The organism is Sphingobacterium paucimobilis HER1398 (assembly GCF_000416985.1).
Taxonomy (GTDB): domain Bacteria; phylum Bacteroidota; class Bacteroidia; order Sphingobacteriales; family Sphingobacteriaceae; genus Sphingobacterium; species Sphingobacterium paucimobilis.
This window is the reverse complement of the sequence record NZ_ATDL01000015.1, coordinates 287,129-313,384: the sequence shown is the minus strand read 5'-3', so window position 1 is coordinate 313,384 and position 26,256 is coordinate 287,129. Positions and strand designations below refer to the sequence as shown.

Genomic DNA, 26,256 nt, shown 5'->3' with positions numbered 1-26,256 from the left:
TGGTTAATGACGTTATTCTGAACTTTCCCAGATAAAGGGCGTATTGCTGGAATTTATCACCTCTGTAAGGGATGCCCAGCCCTTAAAGCCGCGCGTGACGGCACCGTAATTAGGATAGGTACCCAAAGCTACTTGAGTGACTATTTTGTTCGAGTACGTATTGTTGCTGATACGAACTTTATCAGTGTCAATCCCAAAATTAGCGCGTAAAAGTTCCTTTTTTTCTGACAACGATCCACCTTGTAAGGTTGCGCCCTCTTCGGGCGTCAGCAGGTAATTCCAAGATGGAGGGGTAAAGCCACTATGGTAGAATGTAATGGCATTGGCTGTCTTGGCGGAGGAGTTGTTGACAAAACTGTTGTTTACAAAGGCATAGTTGGAGCAAAAGTACTCATCTCCTACAGGAGGTCTACTGTTGAATATGGGCATGGATATGAACACTTTTCCATCGAATCCTTCATTACGAATAAATGTAGACCCCTTGACCAAGCAATAATCCATACTGTCTCTAAAACGGACGTAGTCACCTGTGCAGTCTTCAAAATGAGAATTGATCACAAAAATGTGGGAGGGGCCATAGGCGTTGTAGATATGGTGAGAATGGCTATCTACACCTACTCGCTTGAATATGCAATCCAAAAAGGTAACATGATTGGTGCCTTTTTGATGTGCCCCAGCTGCTCCGTAGATGATACCCCGCATATCATGCCATTGGCAGTTTTCAACTCGAATATTGGTGGTTTTTTTGTCTTTGTCAGAAGTGATACGGAGTGCGTATCCTAAGGAGCCATTACCCGTAAACGAGATGTTCTTGATGTGTATGTTCTGTGAGTTTTTGATATCGATCAATACTCCTTTTTTGAGGGAGAGGTTGTCTGGTGCATCAAAAACAGTCTTATTAGGGAGGCCTTCTAATGTCAACTGATGTTGTACATTACCTATACCATTTAATATCAGGGGCTTTTCGGTAAATGCTCTGGTATAAGAGCCTTCGGCAAATTTTACGCATACAGGTTGGTTAGCAAGCTGTTGGTTTATGGTATTCCATATCGTAGTGCTTAGAAAGTCGGCTGCATTTTGAGGGTTGCGGCCACTGCCGTCTCCCTGTTTTGTCGGGGAGACATAGTGATATACCACGGCCAATGTATTGGCTGTTCCTAATTCGACAAGGGTATCGTGCGGTTTGACAGCGCTTTTTACACAGGACACGATAAATAAGATGGCGAATAATAATAGATTCTTTTTCATGTGCTTTGCTTCTGTTTTAGGTGTTGATAATGTTATGGTTCAACGATGACTTTTACTTGTTTGACCACATTGATCTCGTCTTTAGCATTGACATTTGATGCTAAAAACGTGGCTATATAAGTGCCTGGTGTATGATAGGTATGCTTGAATTCGGTTAGTTGTGGATCCGCATAGCTCTTGATCGGCGTCCCCATGTCGGGACCAAGGTCCTTATCAGAAAAATCGATTTTCTTGGTAATGATCCAGTTGTGGACAATGGCATTTCTGTCTGTATTTCGAGGAAACCATACGCTGGTGCCTGGGGTAGTTCCGGTGCTCGCCTGACCTGGCGTGGCTAAAACAGCGAGTTGCCAATCTGCAGTTTTTTGATCCATAATGGTTTGCTGGCCCAGTAAGGTATTGGCGGTTACCAAAAAGCGACTGAAGGTCCATTGGGTAGGGTTGCCTACCGTACTGGTTAAATTGCGATAGGCAAAATAGATACCCTTTTTCTCTTCGGTCATGATATCGGATAGATTAAAAGGGCCATTGGAAACTGTCTGTCGTGTACCGGTATTTTCGGGAAGGGTAAACTCATTGGTGATATCTATCCATTCCCCAGCGTCAAAGCTTGTGCTGACATTTTCTGCGGTGTAGTCTCCGTTGAATTTGGTGGAAACTAATATGGATATCTGCCCTTGTTGTGTTCCATACCAAGCATCCGACGAAAAAGAAACCATAGGGTTGGAAAGGGACAATGGTCTGCCGTCTCGATATTGATAGTCTTGCCCCAGCTCACCAGAATAAAAAGTGATGATATTGGCTCGTCCGGTCAGATCGAAGATCATTTCTTGTCCGGCTTTGACCTTTTCGGTATGTAGAGAAGCTTCGAAATCCAAGGAACCCAGTTCCATGGTCTTGCTGCAGGAATGAAGTGTCAAGAGCAAAATGCCAATATATATAATCCTGTTCATAGCTATTCGTTTAATCATTTGTGACTGTTATTTTGAACTTTATCAGTTTGGATGTCCGATCTTGGTTGATGGTGTCGAAGACAACTTCGTATTCGCCTGGAGTGGTGTAGATGTGCGTGTACTCTTGTAACGGAAGGTCCGTAATCCGCTTAATGAGAGTGCCTTTATCTCCGCTGATGTTTTGTGTGGGTGAAAACACCTTGGTGACAGCCCATGCATCCATCGCAATGTTGGAATCCGTGTTTCTCGCAAGAAATATACTGGTCGGTGCCGCAGAGTTGTTGGGCGACATGCGTGGACCACGTGTGCCGTCTAGCTCACCACCAGCATAACCTGTAGCTACCACCTTCCAGTTGGCTGCACCAAATGTGGGTAAGATGTCGATCGATGTACCATTGGCAATACCTGTAAAAGCAAAGCCATTGGTGCCGTAAAAATCCCATTGTGTAGGTCTGTTACCTGAAGTTGTAGGTTTGAGGTCGTTTCTGACTGCTATATAGTAGGGTTTGTCGAGGTCAATAAATTCAGAAATATCGGTAGGTGTCGATGTAAAACTCAGCGCATTTGTACCGGTAGGAGTAGGGATATTGAATTTGGAGGTCATATCCTTCCATGTAGCAGCAGTTACTCCATTGTAGCTGTAATCACCATTGAAATCCTGAGATAGTAGGATGGAAAGGGACTTTTGCTCCCCATAGCTTGATCGTGTACGGATGGAGAGAGAGGGCTGTTCAATATTGACGACTCTTCCATTTCTGAAGTTGTAATCTTTCCCAAATTCTCCCGAATAGAAATAGATGGTGTCGGCATTGCCTTCGAACTGAAAACTTAAGGATTCACCGGCTTTGACGGTAGCCGTTTTGGGCATGGCCGCAAATGGTACAATCGTAAAATTGCCAGGTGAGATCTGCTCGTTTTCTTTTGTACAGGCCAACAAGGAGAAGAGGGCTACAGCTGCGTATATATGAATTGCTTTCATGTCTTGTCTTTTTAATGATGTAATGAGATTACCATCCCGGATTTTGGGTCAGTTGCTTATTCAATGCCATCTCTCGAACGGGTATGGGGAATAGTACATGTTTGGGTTGTACATTTGTAAATGCCCAGACGGCAAAAGAAGGGGCCCCGCCGATGGATAACTCTACTTCCATGTCTTTCATGACGGTGAGAAAATCCCCCCATCGGATCAGGTCATGTTTTCTAAGACCCTCGAATCCGAGCTCTCTGGAGCGTTCGTCTTTTATTACTTTCATGAACTGTTCGTGATCTAGGCCTGATAAGTCTACCATGGGATCGGGGGTATGGATGGGTAAGGCAAAAGCTCTTCTTCGTACCTGATTGATAGCCTCAAAGGCCTGGGGAGATGGTGCTGTATTACTGGCCATGGTCTCTGCCTCAGCGTACATCAATAAGACATCTGAATAGCGGAGCAGGGGAAAGTTCTGTGCGGTCAAGCTCGTGCTTTTGTCGAGTTCATATTCGCGACGCCATTTGGCGATATCACGATCATAGATATCAGAAGGGCCGTGGTTGACTGGTGTCTTGCCACTGTATTTATACGGCGCAATAGTCCACTCTCGGCGTACATCACTGTCCTCAAAAAGATGGTAGTATTTTTCGGTCGTCCGGATGATACCGTACCGAAAGCCCAAGGTTACATCGCTCGTTGCTACCCCCAATCTGACGCCTATCCAGCCGGCTTCGGAGTAGGTATCGGATCCATTTCCCCAGAATTCAACCTCCCAGATACTCTCCTTGAGGTCGTACTTGTCTTGGGCGTAATTAATGAATATCTGTTTGTAATCGGGATTAAGGGCATGTCCTGAGTCCATTACTTTTTTTACCCAATCTCTGGCTTCAGCATATTTGGAATGATCGTTGAGCGGGTAACCGGCCATATGTAGACAGACCCGGGCAAGTATTCCGCGCACGGCCGATTTATTGACCCGACCCGCGTTGCCGACGGCTTCGATATCGCGAACCTTAGCTTCGGCTTCTTTCATTTCTGCTAAGATGAATTCGTAAACTTCCTTGTCGGTATTTCTGGCAACACCATTGTCGATGGGGCTTTCTGTAGGTTGCGTGACCAATGGGACGCCGCCCCAATTAGTTACGAGTAAAAAGTAGTAAAAGGCACGCAGGAACTTGGCCTCCCCAATAATGATATTGCGGGCGCTTGTACTCATCTCCGGTTTATTGACATTGGCCAACACGAGATTGGCGCGATGTATGCCTTGGTAGAGTTTTTGCCAGGTTGTTCGAATTCGGGTATGAGCGGAGGTGAAATCATATATTTGTGGTCCTTCGGCCGAACTCCTGTTGTAGTAGCCTTCATCAGCTTCAGTACCAAACATGCTGCTGATGTTGTAAGAATATAGTTCGGACGAGCCGAGTGGATCGTATACGCCCACTAAGGCTGTATTGAGTTGCGCTTCGGTATTGTAGTATTCTTCGGGACTGTAAAAATCTGAAGGTTTAGTGTCTAAAAAGTTTTTACACCCCACAAAGAACAGACAAAAGATGGCCGTACACGTGCTGATAGCTATTTTATGATGTAGTGTTTTCATATTTCCTTAGATAATCGTTTGACAATTAAAACCCGGCAGTAAGCCTGAATGTAACAGTTCTCGCATGCGGATAAGCCGAGTAATCAAATCCCGGAGTCAATGCCGTGCTTCGAATGCCGACTTCAGGATCCATACCCGAATAATTGGACCAGGTCCATATATTTTGGAGATTGGCTGATAAGCTGAGTGTGGATAGCTTTACCTTTCGGGCGTAGGAGGGCGGTATCGCATAGGATAGACTTAAAGTCTTCAAGCGAAGGTAAGATGCATCTTCGAGTACGCGAGAAGAGTATACACCATAGTGGGACTGCCCATTATTGATAGGGATAAGACTTTCCTGGTTGTCAAAACTCCAACGATTGGCATAGCTGGCAAACTGGTTCAAGTGTGACCGGTTACCTACGTTTTCTTCCAACATTAACCTGTTGGCATTGAAGACATCATTGCCATAAGACCATTGAAAGAATATATGGAGCTTGAAGCGCTTATAGTGGAAGTTATTGGCAAAACCACCGATATGTTTTGGAACGCCATCGCCCAGGATGGTCGCGTCTTTGGAGTCAATAACCCCATCGCCATTGAGATCTTTGAACTTGATATTGCCAGGTTTGATACTTGTTCTCGCAGCGCCATTGGAAGGGATTCCGGTTTTGAGTATGTAGCTGCTGCCAATAAGATCGAAGTCGTCGAGGTTGTATACACCATCCCATACGTAACCGTAAAACATGGCAATCGGACGTCCGATTTCGGTGATGTACAGGGGCACACCGTTATAGCCGCCATCCCATACCATTGGTGTCAGGATATTGTCTTCGGACTCAGCGAGCTCGAGGACTTTGTTGTTGTTAAAGCTGATATTGAAGCTACTGGTCCATTGAAACTTTTTATTGTTTATATTGGTGGTATTGACCGTAAACTCAAGCCCCTGGTTCTGGACTTTTCCAATGTTTTTGTACGCCGTGGGAAAACCTGTCGTATAGGGGATATTGGCGTTTAGTAAGAGGTCATAGGTGGTCTTTCGGTAGGCATCTAAATTGAGCTCAACTTTTCCTTTGAATAGGGATAGATCATATCCTGCATTGAACTGAGAGGTGTTCTCCCATTGCAGCAACGGATTGCCCAGTAGATTGGGGACCATGCTTCTGGTGGGAGTAAGGCCGCCAAAGGAATAGGCTGCGGCGATAGGCATATTTAAAGAGGAACGGTAGCTGAAGTCACTGACTCGATTGTTTCCTGTAATGCCGTATGATACCCGCAGTTTTGCATCATGGATGAAATCGATGTTTTTCATGAATTTCTCTTTACTCATTCTCCAGGCAAAGGCACCCGAAGGGAAATAACTCCACCTGTTGCCTGCAGCGAATTTAGAAGATCCATCTGCTCGTATGCTCGCTGTGAACAAGTAGGTTGACTTGTAGTCATATTCTGCACGACCTAGTACAGAAGCTAATGATGATTTGCTTTCCTCGGCGTACATCGCGTTAGGACTGCCTTCATCTAAGCCACTCAGACCTAGACTTTCATTGGGAATCAGTTTGGAAGAATAGCCGTACCGCTTGTAATTGTAGGCTTGCATCGTAAAGCCTCCCAATAACGTCATCTTGTGATCGCGTTTGAAGGTGTTTTTGTAAGTTAAGGTGTTTTCATTAACCCAGCTGGAACGTTCTCTATGGATTACGGAACCGTTTACACCATTTACATTGGTCGCTCTAGGAGCCCCTCTTCGCGTAAAAGAGTCGTAGAAATTCTCATCGACATAATTGTGCAGAGTTACTCCCCCTCGGACTTGAAAGGTTAGTTTTTTATGAAGCTTGTATTCCAGGTTCAGGTTTGGAGAGAAGAGCCGGGTCTTTCTCTTGACTACTTCGTGTTCGGTGGAAAGAATCGGATTGATTCTATAGTCAAATGTCTTCTCGTCATCATCGGGTGCGTACACGTCCTCGTCGAACAATTCATCTTCTAAGAATATATTGGAACCTGATATGGGACGATATCCCCATGCGCTGAACATGAGGTAATTGGAAGATTGGGATGCATTTACTGCAGGAGAGGGACCGTTTACAACGCCGTCACTATAACTTAGGTTGAGGGAGGCCTTCATTTTTTTGCTCAGATTTTGATCAATAACAACTCTTCCCTGGATGCGATCAAATGCTGAGCTAATGATAATACCGTCTTGATTGTACAAAGAGCCTGAAAAGGAATATTTGGTGTCTTTGTTTCCGCCTCTTACGGATAAGGAATGATTCATCGTCGAACCTCTTCTGAACAAGCGGTCTTGCCAATTATAACCAGGCATATCGCGGTAGGACTCTAATGTCTTGCCATTGTTCAGATAGGAGATTCCAGCCTGGGCCGGATTACGTTCTATTTGATACTTGACAAATTCGTAGGGACTCATGACGTCCATGGTTTTGAGTATGTTCTGTACTCCCAATTGCCCCCCATAGGTGATCTTGGGACTTGATACCATTCCTTTTTTTGTTTCAATGACAATAACGCCATTGGCTCCACGAGCTCCATATATCGCTGTTGCCGAAGCATCTTTTAAAACCGTAAAGGATTCGATATCTGCCGACGAAATACCGGATGCTTCGAAGTCCTCCATGGGAAAGCCGTCAACAACAAATAGAGGTTGGTTGCTCTGGGTAATGGAGTTTTGTCCCCGGATGATGATATTCATGGCTGAGCCCGGCTGACCTTCGTTGGCACTGACCTGTACTCCTGCAATGCGCCCTGCTAAGGCTTCGTCAAACGAACCTACAGGCGCTTCCAGTAGGTCTTCCATATTGACAGTCGCTACAGATCCGGTGAGATCCTTCCGTAATGTAGTACCATACCCCATGACGATTACCTGTTCCAGATCCTGGTTAGACTGAGCTAGCCTGATATCTATTGTTGTCCGTTTGTCGACTTTTATTTCCCTGCTCCCATAACCTACATAACTGAAGATAAGTATGGATTCATGACTCGGAACAGTGATGCTATATTTTCCATTGCTCTCTGTTTTGATGCGTATAGCTGTACCTTTAACGTTAACGGAGCAACCGTTCAAGGGGTCTCCGTTTTCATTGGTAACTTGGCCAGTAATGCTAATCTGTTGGGATGAAAGAGATGAACCAGACGGTAGGTTTCTGTCGGATTGGTTGCCAGAAACGATAGCGCTGGAATGATTTTGTATAAATATAGTTTGCTCCTTGATTTTATAAGTCATATGATGAGCGGACAGTACTTTTTGAAGAAAGAGCTCCAAGGGCATCTTATTGACACCAACAGTTGCTTTTTTATGTGCATCGACAAATTGATCATTGTAGATCACACCATATTTAGTTTGCTGATGTATTTCATCAAAAATCTCTTTCATCGTGACATTATTCACTTTCAATGTAATAGTTTGTGAGTGTGTCTTAGCACTGAGATGTATTGCCCCGATCAATAATAATGCGATAGTGAATTTCATAATCAATAGCATTCGGTTTATAAGTCCATGTGGTGACGGGTACGAGTGGACTACAGTTGGTTTTACCATATAGAAATTTCCAAATCATACCAGATGTACAATCGTAAGAAGTTTTTCTTAGATTTGTACGTCCAGTGATAATCAAATAATAAATTCTGAATTCGGGTTTAGCGTAGGTTATCCAGACGCCAAGGGGAGTGCTTCCGACACTTCCCTTTTTTGGTTATCTTCGTATGTTTCTTGATCTATCGTGCTCTCATAATGATGTCGTTTTAAGTTTATAAATGATTAGTTATTGGTTATTTTTGAGCTTTAACTCGTAAAGTCCTGTTTTCTATTTTGAATTGGTGTGGAGAGGAGTCCTCAAAATATTCTATTAAAGTTTGTAGGCTTAGGTTGCGATTGATAATGCCGCTGAATGTGCCCTGAGGAATCCCAGAACTGTACGTTATATCGACATCATACCATTGAGATACTTGTTGCAAGATTTCTGAAAATGGTGTTTGATCAAAGTAAAAAAGTCCTGAACGCCAAGCGAGTTCTTTTTTTAGATCCACTTTCTTTTTGTCATAAGAGCCATCCGCTCGTACGATCGACTGTTCTCCAGGAGATAAAAGAAAAGGGGAAGTAGTCTTGATATCCGCGGTTATCAAGACACTGCCTTCTACTAATGTTGTCTTGGTAGACATAGGGGTATAGGTTGAGATATTGAATACTGTTCCTAGAACTTTTATCTCTTGTCCTTTTGTTACTACAATGAATGGCTGCTTTGCGTGTTTCTTGACGGAAAAGTAGGCTTCTCCCTCAAACTCAACTTTTCGTTTCTCTCCTTCAAATTTTCTTGGGTACTTAATCTCTGAGCCACCATTTAGGAAGACTGTAGTACCATCGGATAAAGTCAGTTGATAGGTAGAGCCTTTAGGTGTTGACAGACGATACATGGAATTTCTCGATGTATTTTCCGGGTAGAGCGCAGAACCATCTTGGTAAGCAATATATTCCTTCGTGAAATCGATTCCCGTATGGGTTGCGCTCAGCTCGATGGTACGACCGTTTTCTAAGGTTAGGAGGGCGCCTTCTCCCACAGGGAGTATGTCTTCCGTAATGGTATTGCTGCTGTCGTATAGCCTTGTTTTTTTGATAAAAAAACCGGCTATTATGAGGATGGCAGCAGCGGCAGTGATAGATATAAGCCTGCTTCGGTTCAATGATCTAATAGGCGTTTTTTCTCTGCCTTTGCCTATTTGATTGCTGATACGCTCCCAGGTGTCTCTATGGAGTTGATCGGTTTCATCAGTCGATAATAGCTTATGATTTTTATCCAAGAAAGTATTGAAATAGGCAAAAAGAACGGTTTGTTCTTCCGCGGTACATTGTCCTGCAAGATACTTATCGATGAGTTCTGCTGCTTTCTTGTTGTTCATAATTTTAAGTTTTGATTGATGTCCAATCAATAATATGAACCCTGTAAAGCTATATTTTCACGTCAGTTATTGAATTATTTTTGTAAAAACAAGTAATGGGTTGATTGTCAGTGTTATAATTTGCTATCAAAGCTAGTGCGATACTCAATCCTAATCCTAATCGGGCACGTTTGCTCGATTGGCTGATCAGATTGTGTACAGTACGCTCGGAAATCCGTAGTGTTTGAGCGATATTCTGAGGACTTAGTCCCTGGAAATAGGTCATGACGAATACTTTGCCCATATTCTCCGGGAAGCCCTCTGCAAGTTTCTCCAGTCGATCCATAAGCTCTTTTTCAACGAGATATTCTTCTATGGCGTTGTATTCGTGCAAGAGGTAATGTTGTAAATCCGCTTCGTATTTACTAAAGGTATCTTTGCGGCGTATGGACTTATAAAAGCCAAATCGGACACTCTTGATCAGGTAGTTAAACAGGGGGCCTTCAATGGTCAGTTTTGTACGATTTGTCCATAGGGAAATAAAAATATTTTGGACAATATCTTGTGTATCGGAAGAGTCTTGTGTGATTTTATAAGCGTATGCTAAGAGAAAATTCGAAAATCTGTTGTATACTTCTGAAAAGGCCAAATGATCGTCCTTTTGTTGCATCAGTTGCAGCAATTGTCGTTCATCTAATCTTTCGTAGTCCAGCATATTTTTTAATTTTTATGGAATTTAAGAGATTTTGAATGAAAGTCAAAAAGAGAATTTGTTTTTTGCGATATTTTGATGGAGTATGCTGGCAAGCGGATTTACTTTATAAGGTCGATCGACAAGAAGATTGCTGGTAGAAATCAACGGATCGTCATGAAGCAGGTATCTGTTGTCATAAATAAAGTCTATTTTGTTTTTTTAGTTTCGATGCTTTTAGTTAATTTGTTCCATCATAATAACAATAACTGACCATGAACCAATTAACAGATCAAATAGGCCATAAAGTTAAAGAGGTGTTTTCGCAAGCGGTTTATGACCGTAGATATCTCCATCAACATCCTGAACTTTCATTCCATGAGTTTGAAACGAGTGCCTATATACGATCACGGTTAGAAGCGATGAATATCCCCTATCAGGTCGTAGCCAAAACAGGCGTGGTAGGTATATTGGAAGGAAAGATGGAAAGCAGTGAAGATATCGTTGTGTTGCGAGCTGATATTGATGCGCTCCCCATTGATGAGAAAAATTCGATCGACTATCGGTCCGAACATAAAGGTGTCATGCATGCTTGTGGACATGACTATCACACTGCCAATCTTCTGGGTATCGCCAGCATACTACAAGGACTGCAATCATCTTATTCGGGCAAGATTCTTTTACTTTTTCAACCTGCCGAGGAAAAAATACCAGGAGGTGCTATACAGGTCCTGGAATCAGGAATTTTGGAGTCATTTGGAGGGCGTATAAAAGCGGTATTGGGACTGCATGTCAGTCCAAGGGTACCTATAGGACATGTGGGGGTATGTGCTGGACGTTTTATGGCTTCCAGTGATGAATTTTATTTGACGATTAAGGGAAGTGGTGGGCATGCTGCAGAGCCTCACCGCGCAGTGGATCCCATCATGATTGCGGTGCAGCTTCTGAGTACCTTACAACAGATTGTAAGCAGAAAGGCTGATCCTAATACTCCGTCGGTCCTGACCTTTGGCCATTTCGAGGGAAAAGGTGCAGCTAATGTGATTCCTGAAGAGGTTACCCTGGCTGGAACTTTTAGGACCTTGGACGAAAAGTGGAGAGCAGAAGCCCTGCAGCAGATAGAAGGGGTGATGAATACCTTGCCTGCGTCTCTAGGTGCCTCTGTACAGCTGGAGATACTTAGGGGGTATCCAACATTGTACAACAATCCTGATTTGGCCGACAGAGCGAAGGAGCTTTGGAAAGACCTTTTCGGAAAAGAGCGAGTGATGGATGTAGGCGTGTGGATGGCGGCCGAAGATTTTGCATACTATTCCCATCAATACCCTTCGCTTTTTGTATTGATTGGAACGGACAATGGTCGTATGGATACCCAATATGGTCTGCACAATGCACAGTTCAACTTGGACGAAGAGGCACTTAAGACCTCCATGCCCGCTATGGTACACTTGGTGCTAGACCTGTTGAATGGGTAGATAACAGTCCTGTTATTCAAAAGTGAGTTTTACCTTCTTGAAGCCCAGACCTTCCAATAAGGGTTGAAAGACATGGATGGCGTTGGACTGTGTCTGCGCCAATATATCAGATTTCTGCACCTGTTTGGTGATTTCTGCTTCGGCACGTTTAAAAGCTTCATCAACCAGAGTTGCTTCTCTAAAGAAGGCCATCTTGGTGTCGTAAACCTTTGATGCTTTATGGTCTATCTTGACATAACAGAGCTCCGCTTTAGGAAGTGTTATCGTGGCCGAATCACCGGATATGGTCACATCTTCGGGTTTGAGTTTACTCAGATCGATACAGCCTACGGCATCAGCTTTGACAATCAGCAGTACGCTGGCGTCGGGAAGGTAGTTGCTGATATCCTTATGTTCGATAACATCACTGAATCGGTATTTTACCAGTTCAAGCTTGCCCATAGACTCAATCCGTTCAACAAGAATCTGATGTTTGGTTTCTGTTGTGATCTTTGGCGAAAATTTATCTTTTACCAGCCATACTATGACGCCTATAAGTATAATGGGAACAAGAAATCTTACGAATGTTTTCATATATATACTATGACAAAAAACAGACCACTTTGGTTTAAAATGGTCTGTAATATTTATGGTATTGGATTATTTGCTCCTATGGAATGCTTAGCGTTTTATTTCGTTTTTTCGGAAGACAGCGGCTATTTCTGTGAGTTGAGCTGTATTTAATGTTGAACTTTTTTGCAGACAGTCTATAAAATGAGCAACTTCCTGTTCTGCTGCCGGACATCCTGCGTTTTCACCTTTTGTGTTTAAGGAAGCTCCTTTGGGCCGTATCTGTGAGTCAGCGATCAGATTCTTTTTACTGTCAAACACCAACCAGGTTGGAAGGCCTTGGTCTGCGTTGTTATATTTTTTTAATAAATCAGCGGCTCCCGGATTCTCTAGATTCTCCTTCCCCTTGCTTTCATAAACTGTAAAGTCAGCAATGACATAATTTTTGTCGAAATAGGATTTGATCGCAGGGTCACTCAAGCTGGCCGTCATTTTATGGCACCAGCCGCACCAGGAGGCATGAAAGATAGCCAAGACACTTTTGTTTTCTTTGGCCGCTTTGGCAATTGCTGCATTTAGGACTTCTTCGGCAGGTGCGGGCGTGTTTTGGGCTACCGTGACTTGCATACTTAGGGCTAATATCAGCCCAACTAACAGTGTTCTCATTTCTAAGGTTTATTTTTTATAAAAGTAAGTAATCTCTCCTGATTGTTCAGGTTATTATTTTGTTACATCTGCTGTTTTTCTTCGCTGTAGAAGCTAAATTGTAGGTTTGAGAAGGGAAAGTGCTTAAAAAAGAGGCTGTATGATGCTTTTGTTCTTTGTTTTTATTCCCGAAAAAGCGTAATATTGTTAGCAATGGGATGGTGGAAGTACATATTACCCCTTTATATGCTGGTACTGGCAGTAATGCCTTGTACTGATCAGCTTACTGTCCCGATACCTAATAATTTCACACAGTTAGAGCAAGATTTATCCAATCATGATCATGCTGAGGATGACACCTGTACCCCTTTATGTGGCTGTGCATGTTGTGGAGCACATATCAGCGAAGTTGCTTTTTTTTGGTATGAAAGCCCTGAACAGCCTCTGGTATATCAGCTGACTAACAGCTTCTTTGGAAAGTATCCCCTAGTTTCAGACTTCAAAGGAAGTATTTGGCAACCACCCCGGGTTATCGCCTAATTCTATCCTGATCTTGTACACTGTATACAACCGTATATAGGGATTTATTTATTGATTTTTAATACTGTTTTGCGACAACAATTCTTGATACTATTTGTTGTTAGAGCATGGCTTTATTTTAGAGCTCAACTATAGCAGGATCGGATATTCGTGTGTTAGAACAAACTGTAAAATTTAATTTAAGGTGTTGTGTTAGATAGTATTATAAGATTTAGCATTAAGAATAAAATCATCATTGGGTTAATGACCCTTTTGTTGATCATCTGGGGTGGCTGGAGTGCCACGAAACTACCCATTGATGCCGTTCCTGATATCACTAATAATCAGGTTCAGATATTTACCTCGGTACCCACGCTGGCGGGACAGGAGGTCGAACAGTTAGTCACCTTTCCGATTGAGCAAAGTATAGCCAATGTGCCCGATATCGAGGAAATAAGAAGTATTTCTCGTTTTGGTTTGTCGGTCATTACAGTTGTCTTTAAGGAAGAGGTAGATATCTATTTTGCCAGACAGCTTATTAATGAGAAGCTTAAGGAAGCAGTGGAAGATATCCCTGCGGGAATAGGAAGTCCTGAAATGGCTCCTGTGAGTACAGGACTAGGAGAGGTGTATCAGTATATCATCCACCCTAAAAAAGGCAGCGAAGATAAATACAATGCAAAGGATCTCCGCGAGATGCAGGATTGGATTGTCGCCCGACAACTCTATGGTACACCGGGTATTGCTGAGATTAATAGTTTTGGAGGACAGCTCAAGCAGTATGAAGTCGCAGTCAATCCGGACCGATTGCGGGCGATGAATGTCAGTATACCCGCGCTGTTTACGGCCTTGGAGAAAAACAACCAGAATACAGGTGGAGCGTATATAGACAAGAAGCCTAACGCCTATTTTATTCGAGGGGTAGGGCTGGTCAACTCGTTGGAAGATGTGGGGAATATTGCCGTAAAAATGACGGGAGCGGTACCAGTCTATGTCAAAGACATCGCTGATGTGCGTTTTGGCAGTGCGGTACGCTATGGTGCACTGACGTACAATGGAGAGGTCGATGCTGTTGGTGGAGTCGTTATGATGCTGAAAGGCGAAAATAGCAATGAGGTTGTAAACCGCATTAAGGATAAACTACCTACGATACAGAAGTCTTTGCCAGAAGATGTCGTTATTGAACCTTATCTGGATCGGACAGACCTTGTAGGGCGAGCGATACAGACTGTGGAGAAAAACCTGATTGAAGGTGCTCTTATTGTAATTTTTGTGCTGGTATTATTCTTAGGAAATCTAAGAGCTGGACTTATTGTTGCCTCAGCTATTCCGTTGTCGCTGTTATTTGCGTTGGGGATGATGAATGTATTTGGCGTAAGTGCCAATTTAATGAGTTTGGGTGCAATCGATTTTGGTCTGATCGTAGATGGAGCAGTAATCATCGTTGAAGCCACTTTACACCATTTAGGGCTACGTAAATCTACCGAACGGCTTACACAGACACAGATGGATGAGGAGGTATTTGAGTCGGCTTCCAAGATAAGAACAAGTGCAGCATTTGGCGAAATCATTATCTTAATCGTATACATCCCTATTCTTACATTGGTCGGAGTAGAGGGGAAAATGTTTACCCCAATGGCCAAAACGGTTGGATTTGCCATTCTAGGTGCATTGATTCTTTCCCTGACCTATATCCCTATGATGTGTGCGCTGTTCCTTCCAAAAAGAAATAGTGGAAAAGAGACGTTCAGTGATAAAATGATTGCACGTTTACAAAGAGGGTATAGACCGATATTGGAAAAGATGATTAAGGTCAAGTATGTAATTGTATCACTTACGATACTGGTATTCGGGATAGCCGTCTTCTTATTTAGTAGAATGGGGGGAGAGTTTATCCCCCAACTGCAGGAAGGTGATTTTGCTTTCCATTGTATCTTGCCTCAAGGAAGTTCCTTAAGTCAGAGTATCGAAACATCCATGAAAGCTTCGCGTATCATCAAGGAGTTTGATGAGGTACGTATGGTGGTTGGAAAAACCGGCGCTGCTGAAGTTCCGACGGATCCTATGCCTCCAGAAGCCACGGATATGATGGTGATATTGAAGCCTCAATCGGAATGGACCTCTGGTAGAAGTTATGATGAGTTGGGGGACGCCATACTGGAGAAGCTGGAAGTCATCCCTGGAGTTTTCTTTGAGAAAAATCAGCCCATACAGATGCGGTTTAACGAATTGATGACCGGTATACGTCAGGATGTAGCGGTCAAGATATTTGGGGAGAACATGGATACATTGGCAAATTATGCCAATAAGGTAGCAGCAGTGATCCAAGGAGTGCCTGGGGTGACAGCGCCACAGATAGAGCGTGTGAGCGGCCTTCCGCAAATCAATATTGTATACGACCATACGCGTATTGCAAATTACGGGATGACCATTCAGGACGTAAACGATATCGTAAGTACCGCCTTTGCAGGTAAGCGCACGGGAAGTGTATATGAGAATGAAAGACGTTTTGATCTTGTCGTCAGACTGGATAGCACGCATAGAAGTAGTATTGATGACGTTCGGAATTTATTGATACCCACGGCTAATGGGATACAGGTTCCATTGTTTCAGCTGGCAGATGTTGATTTCAAACTAGGTCCCGCACAGATCAGTAGGGAGTCGGGCAAGCGAAGGATTGTAATCGGGTTTAATGTTGCCGATCGTGATGTTCAATCTGTTGTGGAGGAGATTCAACAGAAATTGGAAAATGTAGCACTTCCTTCCGGCTATTACTTTACCTATGGGGGACAATTCGAGAATCTGCAGAAAGCCTCTGCTCGCTTGATGATCGCTGTGCCTATCGCTTTGTTGCTGATCTTTATGTTGCTGTATTTTACTTTCCATTCGTTCAAACAGGCTATTCTGATCTTTACGGCTATTCCAATGAGTGCTATTGGTGGAGTATTGGCCCTTTTACTCCGTGGCATGCCTTTTAGTATCAGTGCGGGGATAGGTTTTATTGCTTTGTTCGGTGTGGCTGTATTGAATGGAATTGTGCTGATTGGTACCTTCAATCAACTCGAAAAAGAAGGTATAAAGGATGTGCTGCAACGTGTACGGGAAGGTACCTTGATCAGATTACGACCCGTGTTAATGACAGCTACAGTAGCTTCTTTGGGTTTTCTACCAATGGCTATCAGTAGCAGTGCTGGAGCAGAGGTTCAGAAGCCATTGGCTACGGTGGTTATCGGAGGTCTGGTAACAGCGACTTTCCTGACTTTATTTGTGCTGCCACTGCTCTATATTATTTTTAATTCAAAACTAAAGTGGAAGAAGGATACTATGATAAAAACAATGTTGACCGTATTCCTATGTGGAACCGGATTATTTTTTGCCCAGGCTCAAAGTAGGGTGTCTGTCGATAATCTGATTGACAGTGCCATGAAGAATAATCTGCAGTATAAGATTAATCAAAGTGAAGTGGATGCTGCCGGTTATACGGTTAAGACAGCGGTAGATATTGCAAAGTTTGGGGTATCTGTATTGAACGATGAAATGCAACCTTCTAACACAACAGGAAGGCCCCAAATAGGTTTGTCACAGGATATTGCTTGGCCAGGGCTCTACTCTGCACGTAAGAAATACTTTACGGAACAATTAAAATATGCGGAGTTGAATAAGGAGCTTTTAACGGCGACAATAAAAAGGGATATCCGCCTCGCTTATTTTCAATTATGGTATTTACAGGACAAACAGACCTTGTTCAATCAATTGGACAGTATCTATGACAATCTATTCAAGGCGACGGATCTACGGGTTCGTACAGGTGATGTGGCTATGTTGGACCGTATTGCGGCAGAAGCAAAACTCAATGAGCTGCGGGCGCAGATTGAACAGAATAAGAAAGAAATGATCGTCCAGCAACAGCAGCTGATGTTGTTGACCAATCGTAATGAATGGATGTTGCCTGTTGTAGATCCTATGCAGAAAGTAAAAATGGAGTTGTTGGGGGATAATGTGATGCATCCGATAGTGGCTTTACAGCAACAAAATGTAGCCATTGCCGAATCTAATGTGAGTGTACAGCGTAATAGTAATATGCCTGATTTCTCTGGTTCTTTTTCTTCGCAGCGCTTCTTGGGAAAGAAGGATCCTGTTACCGGATTCTCTATAGGCGCCTCTTTCCCGTTGTTTGGCCTTGCTGCTGCAAAAAATAAAATAAGGGCAGCACAGGCGGAGGTGAAGACACAGGAAGGTTTGTTGGCTTATAATAAGCAGCTGCTGCAGACTGATAGGGCGACAGCACTGGCTGATATGGAAAAGAACAATGCGTTACTTCAGTTTTATGAGAAATCGGGACTTCGACAGGCCGATGAGATCATTAAGGCTGCCACCCTGAGTTATAATACAGGAGAAATTGGATTTGCTGAGCTGAGCCAGTTTTTGGGGCAGGCTATAACCATTAGACAGAATCATCTCGATGTCCTCAATCTGTACAATAAGTCGGCTATAGAGATCAATTACTTAAATAATAAATAGTGTGCAATAATGAATAAGATGAAACTATATATAAAGACAATAATACCGGTACTACTGATTTGTATATTGTCCTGGGGCTGTAAGGGGAAGGGAACTCAAGGTGACGGTGGCGGCACTGCTGGATCGGAGACTGCTGAAGAAGGTCATGTCGAAGAGGTGACGACTATTGCGACCTTAAATAAAGAACAGATTGCTTCAGTGGGGATCACCTGGGGAAGTCTGGAGTATAAAAGCCTGTCCAGTACCGTTAAAGTCAATGGACAACTGAGTGTGCCCAATAATAACAAGGCAAATGCAACGTCTCTGTATGGAGGAGTTATCAAGACACTCTTGGTTCAATTGGGAGATTATGTTCGTAAAGGACAGACGATAGCGTCCATTACTAATCCGCAATATATTCAGCTACAGGAAGAATACCTTACGGTATCGAGCCAGATCGTGTTGGCTGAACAGGAGTTGCAACGTCAACAGGAGTTGAATGCGTCCAATGCTGGTGCAGGAAAGAATCTGCAGGCTGCTCGTACCACAATGAATACCTTACGGACACGGCGTGCATCGCTGCAGCAGCAAATCGAGCTGATGGGAATAGATATAAATAACCTTACTGATGAAAGCTTGAAATCCGTATTGTTGGTGAAAAGTCCAATAAATGGCACTGTGAGTAATGTTTTTGCAAAAATTGGCAGCTATGTGGACGTATCTTCGCCTGTAGTAGAGATTGTGGATAATAGTTCGCTCCATCTGGATTTACAGGTTTTTGAAAAGGATCTACCTCAAGTGAAAATTGGACAGGTTATCGATTTTATGCTTACCAATAATCCCGGTGTGACTTATAAAGCAAAAGTCTTTCGGATCGGTTCTTCATTTGAAAACGACAGTAAGTCTATAACGGTACACTGTGATGTGTTCGGTAACAAGCAAGGGCTGATAGATGGTATGAACACGATTGGATTATTGGACCTTAATGAAAGTAAGAGTTTAGCTGTGCCAAATGATGCTATCGTCGAAGCGGATGGGAAGTATTACGTTTTCGTTATCACTGATAAGGAAGGGGAAGCTCACCACGATGAGGAGGGACATGATCACAAAGAAGGGGAGGAACATGGGCATGCTCATGCAGAGGGAGCGATGAAAGAAGGACAGATCAATTTTGAGAAAATAGAGATTGCGAAAGGAGCGAGTGAACTCGGTTATACCGCGATTATTCCTGTACAAGAATTTGCGAAAGATACGCAGGTTGTTGTAAAAGGAGCGTTTTTTATTAATGCGAAATTAAGTAACACGGGTGGACACTCCCATTAATTATAAAAATAGTATATTGTTGATATGGAACATAAACATCGTTATGACGAGAAGGGGAGGCAGCTTTGCTGTACACAAACCCAAAAAATATATGACAAAGCGGGGGCTTCTGAACTTGTCGGTTCAAAAAAAGGCAAGGATACAGGAAGCTGTTGCACACATGACGCTGCAGATGTAGCCCACGATGATCATGATGGACATGACCACAGTCACGATTTTACAGATGGTAGTTATTTAAAGCTATTTATGCCAGCTATTATCAGTTTGGTATTGTTGCTTGTAGCTTTAGGTATTGACAATTATTTTCCACAGGATTGGTTTAACGGATGGATTCGCTTACTATGGTATGTGGTTGCGTATTTACCAGTAGGGCTGCCCGTTCTTAAGGATGCTGTATCCAGTATCCGCCGGGGCAATTTCTTTTCCGAGTTCTTCTTGATGGGGATTGCTACGCTGGGAGCTTTTGCTATTGGCGAGTATCCAGAAGGCGTGGCAGTGATGCTGTTTTACGCCGTAGGAGAGAGTTTTCAAACTCTAGCAGTATCTAGAGCCAAGTCCAATATCAAGGCGTTGTTGGATCAACGCCCCGATGAAGCGACGGTAATCCGAGATAATGTAGCTTCATTGATCAAAGCGAAGGATGTACGTATTGATGATGTCGTACAGCTCAAGCCAGGAGAGAAGCTAGGTCTAGACGGTGTTCTTCTGAGCGATCAGGCCGTGTTTAATACAGCGGCCCTGACCGGCGAGAGCAAGCCTGATACGAAATATGCGGGCGAGGTCGTACTGGCCGGTATGATCAATCTGAATACATTGGCGGATGTTCGGATTACTACAGCTTATGCGGATAGTAAACTGAGTAAGATTCTCGAAATGGTACAACAGGCCAGCAGTAAAAAAGCGCCGACCGAGTTGTTTATCTCTAAATTCGCTAAGATATATACCCCTATTGTTGTCTTCTTAGCCCTAGGGATTGCATTGCTGCCCGCTTTATTTGTGTCAGATTATCAATTTGTAACCTGGTTATACAGAGCATTGATCTTTTTGGTTATTTCCTGTCCCTGTGCGTTGGTGATATCTATTCCTTTGGGCTACTTCGGAGGAATAGGGGCCGCCAGTCGCAATGGTATCCTGATCAAAGGTTCTAACTTCCTCGATATCTTAGCTGATATTCAGAACGTAGTGATGGATAAAACCGGTACCATGACCGAGGGCGTATTTGAAGTGCAAGACGTTGTTATAGCGAATGAATTTGACCGTCAGGATATGTTGGCCATGGTCAATATATTGGAAAGTAAAAGTTCACATCCAGTAGCGACAGCAATTCATAAATATGTAGGAGACCTGGACCATAGCCTTGTACTCGAAGATGTCGAGGAGATAGCTGGCCATGGATTGAAGGCCACGGTAAGAGGGAAAGAGCTTTTGGTCGGTAATTTCAGGTTGATGGATAAATTTGCTATCCAATATGATATCGATCCGGCCAGTATTGTCTTTACCGTCATCGCTATCGCTTATGGTGGCCAGTTTGTCGGTTACATCACTATTGCCGATCGTATCAAAGAAGATGCTTTAGAGACTATCCAACAGTTGCATAATAGCGGTGTAAAAGCGACCATGCTGAGTGGCGATAAGAGTTCAGTCGTACAATACGTCGCTAAGGAGCTGGGGATTGACAATGCTTTTGGAGATCTGTTGCCCGAAGACAAAGTGAAACGTGTGGAGGAGATTAAAGGTAAAGGTGAATCCGTTGCATTCGTAGGCGATGGTGTCAATGATGCTCCTGTGGTCGCACTCAGTGATGTAGGGATAGCAATGGGGGGATTGGGAAGTGATGCGACGATAGAGACTGCAGATGTTGTGATACAGGATGACAAGCCCAGTAAAATCCCTGTTGCGATACGGATAGGGAAGAAGACCAAAAGAATAGTATGGCAGAATATTACCCTTGCTTTTGTCGTTAAGGGAATTGTTCTCATTTTAGGTGCCGGAGGTTTGGCTACGATGTGGGAGGCTGTATTTGCCGATGTCGGGGTCGCTTTAATTGCTATTCTGAATGCGGTTCGGATTCAGCGGTCCAAGTTTGATTAAAGGAGTTTTTGCTTATTGGAGTGCTGATATTATAAACTGTACACGTTCAACTATGCTTAACTTAGGAATCTCGATCAGCGTGTAGCCCAGATTGCTGTAGACCTGCTTCATGGCTTCATAAGTGTCTATGGCTTCCGAGAAAGACTGTTTACGTTCAGTATCATTAACGTATATTTCTTTCCAGGGAGGTGTGATGAATACTTTATTGAAATAGGGGAGACTGTGGCATGCTTCTTCCAGTACTGGAGGGGTAGCTATGCCGCAGATCGATAGATATCCCATGATGTCGGGAATCCCCCGGTCAAAGAATGTAAAGCCACGGGTCTGATCATGTCCCAGCTTATGGTAGTCAGCTGTAGCCTGTCCTAGCATTTCCATGGCAAAAGCCAATGGATCAACCCAAGGCAGCTTGTTTCCTTGGGTACGCATCTGTTCAATAATAATCATACGTCCCACTTCAGGAATACAATGATAGCCCTGTGACGTCAGGTGTGTGATGATAGAGGTTTTACCCATGCCTGGTCCTCCAGTAATCACCATGTTTTGTGTTTGCTGTGCTGTATATATCATGCTAATAAATTAAGTGAATTAAATAGTTGTCCCTTTGGGGCCGGGAATCAAAAAAGATAAAGGGGGAGGAAAAGAGTACTATTAAGGTTTGGCCTATTCGGAGCGAATAAACGGCCAAACCCAATATACGTATTTTTATTTCGAATTGCTAAAAATCGTTGTTCCCATGCTTGCCGCTACGACACAGCATATCGACATCCACTGCATAAATGTAAGCGTTTCCTGTAGGAAAAGTAAGCCTGAGAATGCAGCAAAGGCAGGTTGGAGACTCGTCAGGATACTGAAAGTCTTTGCTGGCAATCGCTTTAAGGCAATAAAGTCCAAAGAGAATGGAAGTGCGCTGGAGAAGATGGCGACCCCCAATCCTTTCAGTAATAAAAGTGGTGTGACCTGAAAGATGGCCCCGTCCCAAATAGAAAAAGGAATGATAAGCAATGTCGCAAACAACATTCCCGTTGTTACAGCATCCTTACCTTCCATGACTTTAGAGACCTTGCCTCCCATGACGATGTACATCGCCCAGAAAGTGCCTGCTAGTAAAGCCAGACCTAAGCCTACAAGATCAATATCATTATTGGTCCAAGGAACGATCAGCAATATACCTGCACAGGCCAGTAAAGCCCATACTACATCCAGTAGTTTTCGTGATAGGACCAGTGCCAAGAATAGCGGTCCGACAAATTCCACGGTTACAGCCAGCCCCAATGGGATACGTTGTATTGCCATATAGAAAATAAGGTTCATCGCTGCGATACCGATTCCATATAGTGCTGCGTACAGCCATTGTTGCTTGGTAAATCTAGAAAATTTGGGGCGATTGATCAACGTCAATAGCACAGCTGATAAGCCAATACGCAGTGTACTGGTGCCTACTGCACCTATTGCGGGGAATAATTGTTTTGCAATAGAGGCGCCTCCCTGTACGCAAGCCATGGATAGAAGTGCAGCAGGAACAGCTATTTTGGTGTTTTTAGTTGACATAGTTGTTTTGTTCTAAAAGTAAACGACTGGTGAATTGACAGCAATCCGATATACGATTGTATATCGTTATTATTCATTATAAGACTGTAGGGGACTATAATTTACAAGGGTCCATATTGATCTGCTTACTTTGGCGATAAATCTACACAATCTTCCTGATACCCCATGTGCAGGATTCGATTATTTATAGGCAGTACGTAAGTTTTTTTAATAATTTTAAAAGAAAGTTGTAGTTATGCCTTACTTTTGGCCTACATAAAAGATGCCGTATATGAACAGAAAACCTTTGTTGGTAGTTGTTGGTCTTATCCTTGTATTTGTCGTTGCTATTCTCCATTTTGTAGTGGGATGGCATCATATCCCACATCATTTTCAGAGTCTGACATCTAGTTTATTTCATACGGAATCAGGAGAAGCAGCAATCGTCGAAGAGCCTATCGGAGGATATGGTCCAGATACCCTATCAGCTACCATGGCTATACGTGAGCCTTTTGATACCCTATATTGGGGAGAGCAGATTCGCAAAGGCGAGTTTATTCCGGATGGGGTAAAGGAAGCGTATACTCATGTTAAGGGGATGGATTTTGATGCGCTGCACAAGACAGATAATAAACCTACCGATTTGGAGGCTCAGCAGGCCATCGTACACCAGTATAAGCAGGATATGGTCGCTTTATTGAGGAATAATGATGCCCATATCCGTATCGGTACCGCTTTTGAGGCCAAGCTGCAACCAGTCGATGATAATAATCCCGAGATAGCGCGTATCACAGCTATGGTCTGTGCTTTTGATAGCAAAGGCAATAATTTGGGCAATATTCAGGAGCCATTGTATATCGTTTATGATTTCGTTCGGTTTCAATCCGATCCCGACACCTGGTATATAACCGATTTTTCACAAACTATTCCTTATGATTATAACCTTTTTAAATAAAGGTTTTCGTAGAAACCTGCTTATCGCCTTAGCGCTGTTCGTATCTCTTGGAGCCTGCCAGATGGATAAGTCCGAAGCCCCTGCGTCGACCAGTATGTTTGTTACGACAAATAGTGGAAGCCTTTATTGTTTCGATTTATCGACAGACTCGTTGTGTTGGCAGCAATTGCAGACAGATCCCGATATAGATGAGCTCAGTTATATGACAGTTTATAAGGAACAGCTTATCAAAGACTACTTAAATGGAACCATTGTTTCCTATGCTAAGAATTCAGGTCGGCAAAACTGGATATTCAGAGATAGTGTATCCAAAGATCAGGCTTTTTACGGCTACCATTTCGATGATGTACGTTTTGCCCATTTTTATCAACGTCCTATAGTGTATGGTGACCATATGCTATTTGCCAATAGTCATGGCGAGATTAAGTCTATCTCAATAGAAGATAGAACAGAAAAATGGAATTACCAAAGTGGTACTGTATTGATGTCTGAACCCCTGGTAGAAGGCGATGCAGTGTACCAGACCACCGGATATCAGTTGGTAAAATTAGCTGCAGAAACAGGAAAACAACTGGCAAAGTTTAATTTGGAAGAAGGATCTTCTTTCGCACCAAAGCTCCACGGTGGACTATTGTATATACTGACTGAAAAAGGCAGGGTGTATTGTTTGAATCAGGAGCTGGCCATACAGTGGGAATATAAACCCACATCCGATGAGGTGTATGTACAGTCTGAATTGTTTATTACCGACAATATCATTTTACTCCCCTTTGATGGTCTATCTGCTCTAGATCCCAAAACGGGCGATATCCAATGGGCCATGAAAGATCTGGGGGATATCAAGTCCTTGGATCTGTTAGAAAGGAACAAGTATGTTGTATTAGCAAAAGATAGAATTCTGATTCTAGATAGAAGCGGCAAAGTGGCTCAGGAAAAAGCCTGGTCGCCGGATTTAGGCCAACCATTAGCACTTACAGTAGCCAATTCAAACCTATATATGATCACCTATCAGGGAGCACTGTATAAAATGTCTTCGCAATTGGACCAGATTAAGCTGCTCAAATCCGATCTGCAGTTAAATAACGAGCGGGGATTACAGGCCGCTTATTTTCTTAAAGAGTAGAAGTCCTCAATCGAGGAGGTACTCCGGGAGCTTGTAGTCATTGCTATCCTTATAGCTTTTTATATACAGTTGCTGACGGATATTATTTTTTACACTATCACTCAATAAGGAAAACATTTCCGTGATGTAACGGGATTCAGAAAGAGGTTCCTTATAATATAGGTCCTCCGGTTTGGGTTTGATAGGAGACAGCTGTTCGTTGAGGATCAACTGCGTACCTAGTGACGGGGTTGAGCACCACAGTTTGACAATCCCTTTGTCCGCTACACCCAGCGTAAATACCAAAGACTCGGAAGAGCTTGTATATTTTTTCCAGGTAGAGTCCATCCTGTTTAGTGGCAGTATACTATTATAGAAAAGCGAGTCTGTATAAGAGAAATACTCGATATGTAAGCTGTCCGGTATATCTATACGGTCGTTCTCAAAATACTGGTCAACTTGCCGCCAGGCAAAATAATTGGGATCGGTATCATAAAAGTAACCTAGATCAGAAGATCTATGGTCTGTAAAATACAGGTTTCGGACATGTATAGGTACAGCAGAGAAAGTTCCTGCTTTATACTTTGTTTTTTGAGCCGATCGACGGACTAAAAAGACCATACTCACGAACACAGCTACAAGCAATATGATGTATATTTTATTGAGTATATTCATGTCTTAATGTTGGTAGGCAGCTGCAAGGCCGGTAATGTAAACACTAAATGCCAGAAAAAGGCAGAACAAAACAAAAAATATAATCAGTAAAACTGCTGACCAGGATTTTAAAGGGGATCTGTAATAAGCAACATAGCTCAGTTGTAGCACTGAAACTGCCGCTAGGTAGTACATGGGAACAAAGATCTGATCATTCTCTTTAGGAAAGAGGAGTGCAAGTAGGAAAAAAATAAAAATGTATAATACAAACAACAAAAGAGCACTTCGCTGTTTCTCCTTTGTATTATCTTGTTTTAAAATATAGTCTTCCGATACCTTATTCATCGGAATAAAGATAAAATAATACTATTAAAAAAGCGATTCTTGTGCTATTCCTTGTTTTTAATATTTTGCGTGTTGAGCATAAGTGCTGTGAAATTTAAGAGGATAGCTGCTCCCATCAGTGTAAACTTCATGTACGTTTCCGTACTGGTCATACCAACAACCAACAATAGCATTGCTACAGGAACCAACGTCTGGTCTAATTTGAATTTTCTCATGTACTTTAGATTTATATCATAAGGAGACAGC

20 protein-coding genes are annotated in these 26,256 nt (G+C 43.0%); 7 read left to right on the top strand and 13 right to left on the bottom strand.

Annotation, left to right across the window (positions count from 1 at the left end; translation table 11 throughout):
- Positions 1 to 12 precede the first annotated feature (12 nt).
- The 7 genes from M472_RS34235 to M472_RS34205 form a co-directional block, all read right to left on the bottom strand.
- Complete coding sequence (locus M472_RS34235) at positions 13 to 1,248, bottom strand: hypothetical protein (protein ID WP_021070435.1); 1,236 nt, start codon at positions 1,246 to 1,248, stop codon at positions 13 to 15.
- 32 nt (positions 1,249 to 1,280) lie between these two features.
- Positions 1,281 to 2,201 carry a DUF5017 domain-containing protein gene (locus M472_RS34230; RefSeq protein WP_158499911.1) on the bottom strand — a complete coding sequence of 307 codons (921 nt, stop codon included), beginning with the start codon at positions 2,199 to 2,201 and terminating at the stop codon, positions 1,281 to 1,283.
- A 10-nt stretch (positions 2,202 to 2,211) separates the two neighbouring features.
- A complete protein-coding gene (locus tag M472_RS34225; protein ID WP_021070433.1) occupies positions 2,212 to 3,180 on the bottom strand; it encodes a DUF5017 domain-containing protein in 969 nt (322 codons plus the stop codon).
- 28 nt (positions 3,181 to 3,208) lie between these two features.
- Positions 3,209 to 4,768, bottom strand: coding sequence for a RagB/SusD family nutrient uptake outer membrane protein (locus M472_RS34220; RefSeq protein ID WP_021070432.1), 1,560 nt, complete (start codon positions 4,766 to 4,768; stop codon positions 3,209 to 3,211).
- Between the two features lie 25 nt (positions 4,769 to 4,793).
- Positions 4,794 to 8,228 (bottom strand): TonB-dependent receptor, encoded by a 3,435-nt coding sequence (locus M472_RS34215; protein ID WP_021070431.1) that lies wholly within the window; start codon positions 8,226 to 8,228, stop codon positions 4,794 to 4,796.
- Between the two features lie 299 nt (positions 8,229 to 8,527).
- Positions 8,528 to 9,652 carry a FecR family protein gene (locus tag M472_RS34210; RefSeq protein ID WP_021070430.1) on the bottom strand — a complete coding sequence of 375 codons (1,125 nt, stop codon included), beginning with the start codon at positions 9,650 to 9,652 and terminating at the stop codon, positions 8,528 to 8,530.
- Positions 9,653 to 9,701: 49 nt separating this feature from the next.
- Positions 9,702 to 10,346, bottom strand: coding sequence for an RNA polymerase sigma factor (locus M472_RS34205; protein WP_021070429.1), 645 nt, complete (start codon positions 10,344 to 10,346; stop codon positions 9,702 to 9,704).
- 251 nt (positions 10,347 to 10,597) lie between these two features.
- Between M472_RS34205 and M472_RS34200 the strand changes: the two genes are divergently transcribed.
- Entirely contained in the window at positions 10,598 to 11,797 is a 1,200-nt protein-coding gene (locus M472_RS34200) for a M20 metallopeptidase family protein (RefSeq protein ID WP_021070427.1), read from the top strand.
- 12 nt (positions 11,798 to 11,809) lie between these two features.
- Here the strand turns inward: M472_RS34200 and M472_RS34195 are convergent, their stop codons facing one another.
- Both M472_RS34195 and M472_RS34190 read right to left on the bottom strand, forming a co-directional pair.
- The gene (locus M472_RS34195) at positions 11,810 to 12,370 is read right to left on the bottom strand and encodes a DUF4230 domain-containing protein (protein ID WP_021070426.1); all 561 of its coding nucleotides are present in this window, start codon (positions 12,368 to 12,370) and stop codon (positions 11,810 to 11,812) included.
- 87 nt (positions 12,371 to 12,457) lie between these two features.
- Positions 12,458 to 13,012, bottom strand: a complete 555-nt coding sequence (locus M472_RS34190) for a thioredoxin family protein (protein ID WP_021070425.1) — start codon at positions 13,010 to 13,012, stop codon at positions 12,458 to 12,460.
- Between the two features lie 192 nt (positions 13,013 to 13,204).
- On the opposite strand from M472_RS34190, the gene M472_RS34185 reads away from it, so the two are divergent.
- The 4 genes from M472_RS34185 to M472_RS34170 all read left to right on the top strand — a co-directional run bounded on the left by M472_RS34185 (position 13,205) and on the right by M472_RS34170 (position 21,424).
- Positions 13,205 to 13,531 carry a DUF6660 family protein gene (locus tag M472_RS34185; protein ID WP_021070424.1) on the top strand — a complete coding sequence of 109 codons (327 nt, stop codon included), beginning with the start codon at positions 13,205 to 13,207 and terminating at the stop codon, positions 13,529 to 13,531.
- A gap of 189 nt (positions 13,532 to 13,720) precedes the next feature.
- Positions 13,721 to 18,031, top strand: coding sequence for a CusA/CzcA family heavy metal efflux RND transporter (locus tag M472_RS34180; protein ID WP_031301697.1), 4,311 nt, complete (start codon positions 13,721 to 13,723; stop codon positions 18,029 to 18,031).
- A 9-nt stretch (positions 18,032 to 18,040) separates the two neighbouring features.
- Positions 18,041 to 19,333, top strand: coding sequence for an efflux RND transporter periplasmic adaptor subunit (locus M472_RS34175; protein ID WP_021070422.1), 1,293 nt, complete (start codon positions 18,041 to 18,043; stop codon positions 19,331 to 19,333).
- A 24-nt stretch (positions 19,334 to 19,357) separates the two neighbouring features.
- Positions 19,358 to 21,424, top strand: a complete 2,067-nt coding sequence (locus M472_RS34170) for a heavy metal translocating P-type ATPase (protein ID WP_021070421.1) — start codon at positions 19,358 to 19,360, stop codon at positions 21,422 to 21,424.
- A gap of 12 nt (positions 21,425 to 21,436) precedes the next feature.
- Here M472_RS34170 and M472_RS34165 read toward each other — a convergent pair whose 3' ends face one another.
- Positions 21,437 to 21,994 carry an AAA family ATPase gene (locus M472_RS34165; protein WP_021070420.1) on the bottom strand — a complete coding sequence of 186 codons (558 nt, stop codon included), beginning with the start codon at positions 21,992 to 21,994 and terminating at the stop codon, positions 21,437 to 21,439.
- Between the two features lie 135 nt (positions 21,995 to 22,129).
- Entirely contained in the window at positions 22,130 to 22,975 is an 846-nt protein-coding gene (locus M472_RS34160) for an EamA family transporter (protein ID WP_021070419.1), read from the bottom strand.
- A gap of 271 nt (positions 22,976 to 23,246) precedes the next feature.
- Between M472_RS34160 and M472_RS34155 the strand changes: the two genes are divergently transcribed.
- A complete protein-coding gene (locus M472_RS34155; RefSeq protein ID WP_021070418.1) occupies positions 23,247 to 23,909 on the top strand; it encodes a hypothetical protein in 663 nt (220 codons plus the stop codon).
- Complete coding sequence (locus tag M472_RS34150) at positions 23,887 to 25,032, top strand: outer membrane protein assembly factor BamB family protein (protein ID WP_021070417.1); 1,146 nt, start codon at positions 23,887 to 23,889, stop codon at positions 25,030 to 25,032. The genes M472_RS34155 and M472_RS34150 overlap by 23 nt, the downstream gene beginning before the upstream one ends.
- Positions 25,033 to 25,038: 6 nt before the next feature.
- On the opposite strand, the gene M472_RS34145 is transcribed toward M472_RS34150, so the two are convergent.
- Positions 25,039 to 25,686 carry a DUF2931 family protein gene (locus M472_RS34145; RefSeq protein WP_021070416.1) on the bottom strand — a complete coding sequence of 216 codons (648 nt, stop codon included), beginning with the start codon at positions 25,684 to 25,686 and terminating at the stop codon, positions 25,039 to 25,041.
- A gap of 368 nt (positions 25,687 to 26,054) precedes the next feature.
- On the bottom strand, positions 26,055 to 26,225 hold the full coding sequence (locus tag M472_RS45465; RefSeq protein WP_158499910.1) for a hypothetical protein: 171 nt from the start codon (positions 26,223 to 26,225) through the stop codon (positions 26,055 to 26,057).
- Between the last annotated feature and the right edge of the window lie 31 nt (positions 26,226 to 26,256).

What these genes read in the sequence shown, in the direction of transcription:
- M472_RS34235 (WP_021070435.1), bottom strand. Translation starts at nt 1,248, where the DNA reads ATGAAAAAGAATCTATTATTATTCGCCATCTTATTTATCGTGTCCTGT.
- M472_RS34230 (WP_158499911.1), bottom strand. Translation starts at nt 2,201, where the DNA reads ATGAACAGGATTATATATATTGGCATTTTGCTCTTGACACTTCATTCC.
- M472_RS34225 (WP_021070433.1), bottom strand. Translation starts at nt 3,180, where the DNA reads ATGAAAGCAATTCATATATACGCAGCTGTAGCCCTCTTCTCCTTGTTG.
- M472_RS34220 (WP_021070432.1), bottom strand. Translation starts at nt 4,768, where the DNA reads ATGAAAACACTACATCATAAAATAGCTATCAGCACGTGTACGGCCATC.
- M472_RS34215 (WP_021070431.1), bottom strand. Translation starts at nt 8,228, where the DNA reads ATGAAATTCACTATCGCATTATTATTGATCGGGGCAATACATCTCAGT.
- M472_RS34210 (WP_021070430.1), bottom strand. Translation starts at nt 9,652, where the DNA reads ATGAACAACAAGAAAGCAGCAGAACTCATCGATAAGTATCTTGCAGGA.
- M472_RS34205 (WP_021070429.1), bottom strand. Translation starts at nt 10,346, where the DNA reads ATGCTGGACTACGAAAGATTAGATGAACGACAATTGCTGCAACTGATG.
- M472_RS34200 (WP_021070427.1), top strand. Translation starts at nt 10,598, where the DNA reads ATGAACCAATTAACAGATCAAATAGGCCATAAAGTTAAAGAGGTGTTT.
- M472_RS34195 (WP_021070426.1), bottom strand. Translation starts at nt 12,370, where the DNA reads ATGAAAACATTCGTAAGATTTCTTGTTCCCATTATACTTATAGGCGTC.
- M472_RS34190 (WP_021070425.1), bottom strand. Translation starts at nt 13,012, where the DNA reads ATGAGAACACTGTTAGTTGGGCTGATATTAGCCCTAAGTATGCAAGTC.
- M472_RS34185 (WP_021070424.1), top strand. Translation starts at nt 13,205, where the DNA reads ATGGGATGGTGGAAGTACATATTACCCCTTTATATGCTGGTACTGGCA.
- M472_RS34175 (WP_021070422.1), top strand. Translation starts at nt 18,041, where the DNA reads ATGAATAAGATGAAACTATATATAAAGACAATAATACCGGTACTACTG.
- M472_RS34170 (WP_021070421.1), top strand. Translation starts at nt 19,358, where the DNA reads ATGGAACATAAACATCGTTATGACGAGAAGGGGAGGCAGCTTTGCTGT.
- M472_RS34165 (WP_021070420.1), bottom strand. Translation starts at nt 21,994, where the DNA reads ATGATATATACAGCACAGCAAACACAAAACATGGTGATTACTGGAGGA.
- M472_RS34160 (WP_021070419.1), bottom strand. Translation starts at nt 22,975, where the DNA reads ATGTCAACTAAAAACACCAAAATAGCTGTTCCTGCTGCACTTCTATCC.
- M472_RS34155 (WP_021070418.1), top strand. Translation starts at nt 23,247, where the DNA reads ATGAACAGAAAACCTTTGTTGGTAGTTGTTGGTCTTATCCTTGTATTT.
- M472_RS34150 (WP_021070417.1), top strand. Translation starts at nt 23,887, where the DNA reads ATGATTATAACCTTTTTAAATAAAGGTTTTCGTAGAAACCTGCTTATC.
- M472_RS34145 (WP_021070416.1), bottom strand. Translation starts at nt 25,686, where the DNA reads ATGAATATACTCAATAAAATATACATCATATTGCTTGTAGCTGTGTTC.
- M472_RS45465 (WP_158499910.1), bottom strand. Translation starts at nt 26,225, where the DNA reads ATGAGAAAATTCAAATTAGACCAGACGTTGGTTCCTGTAGCAATGCTA.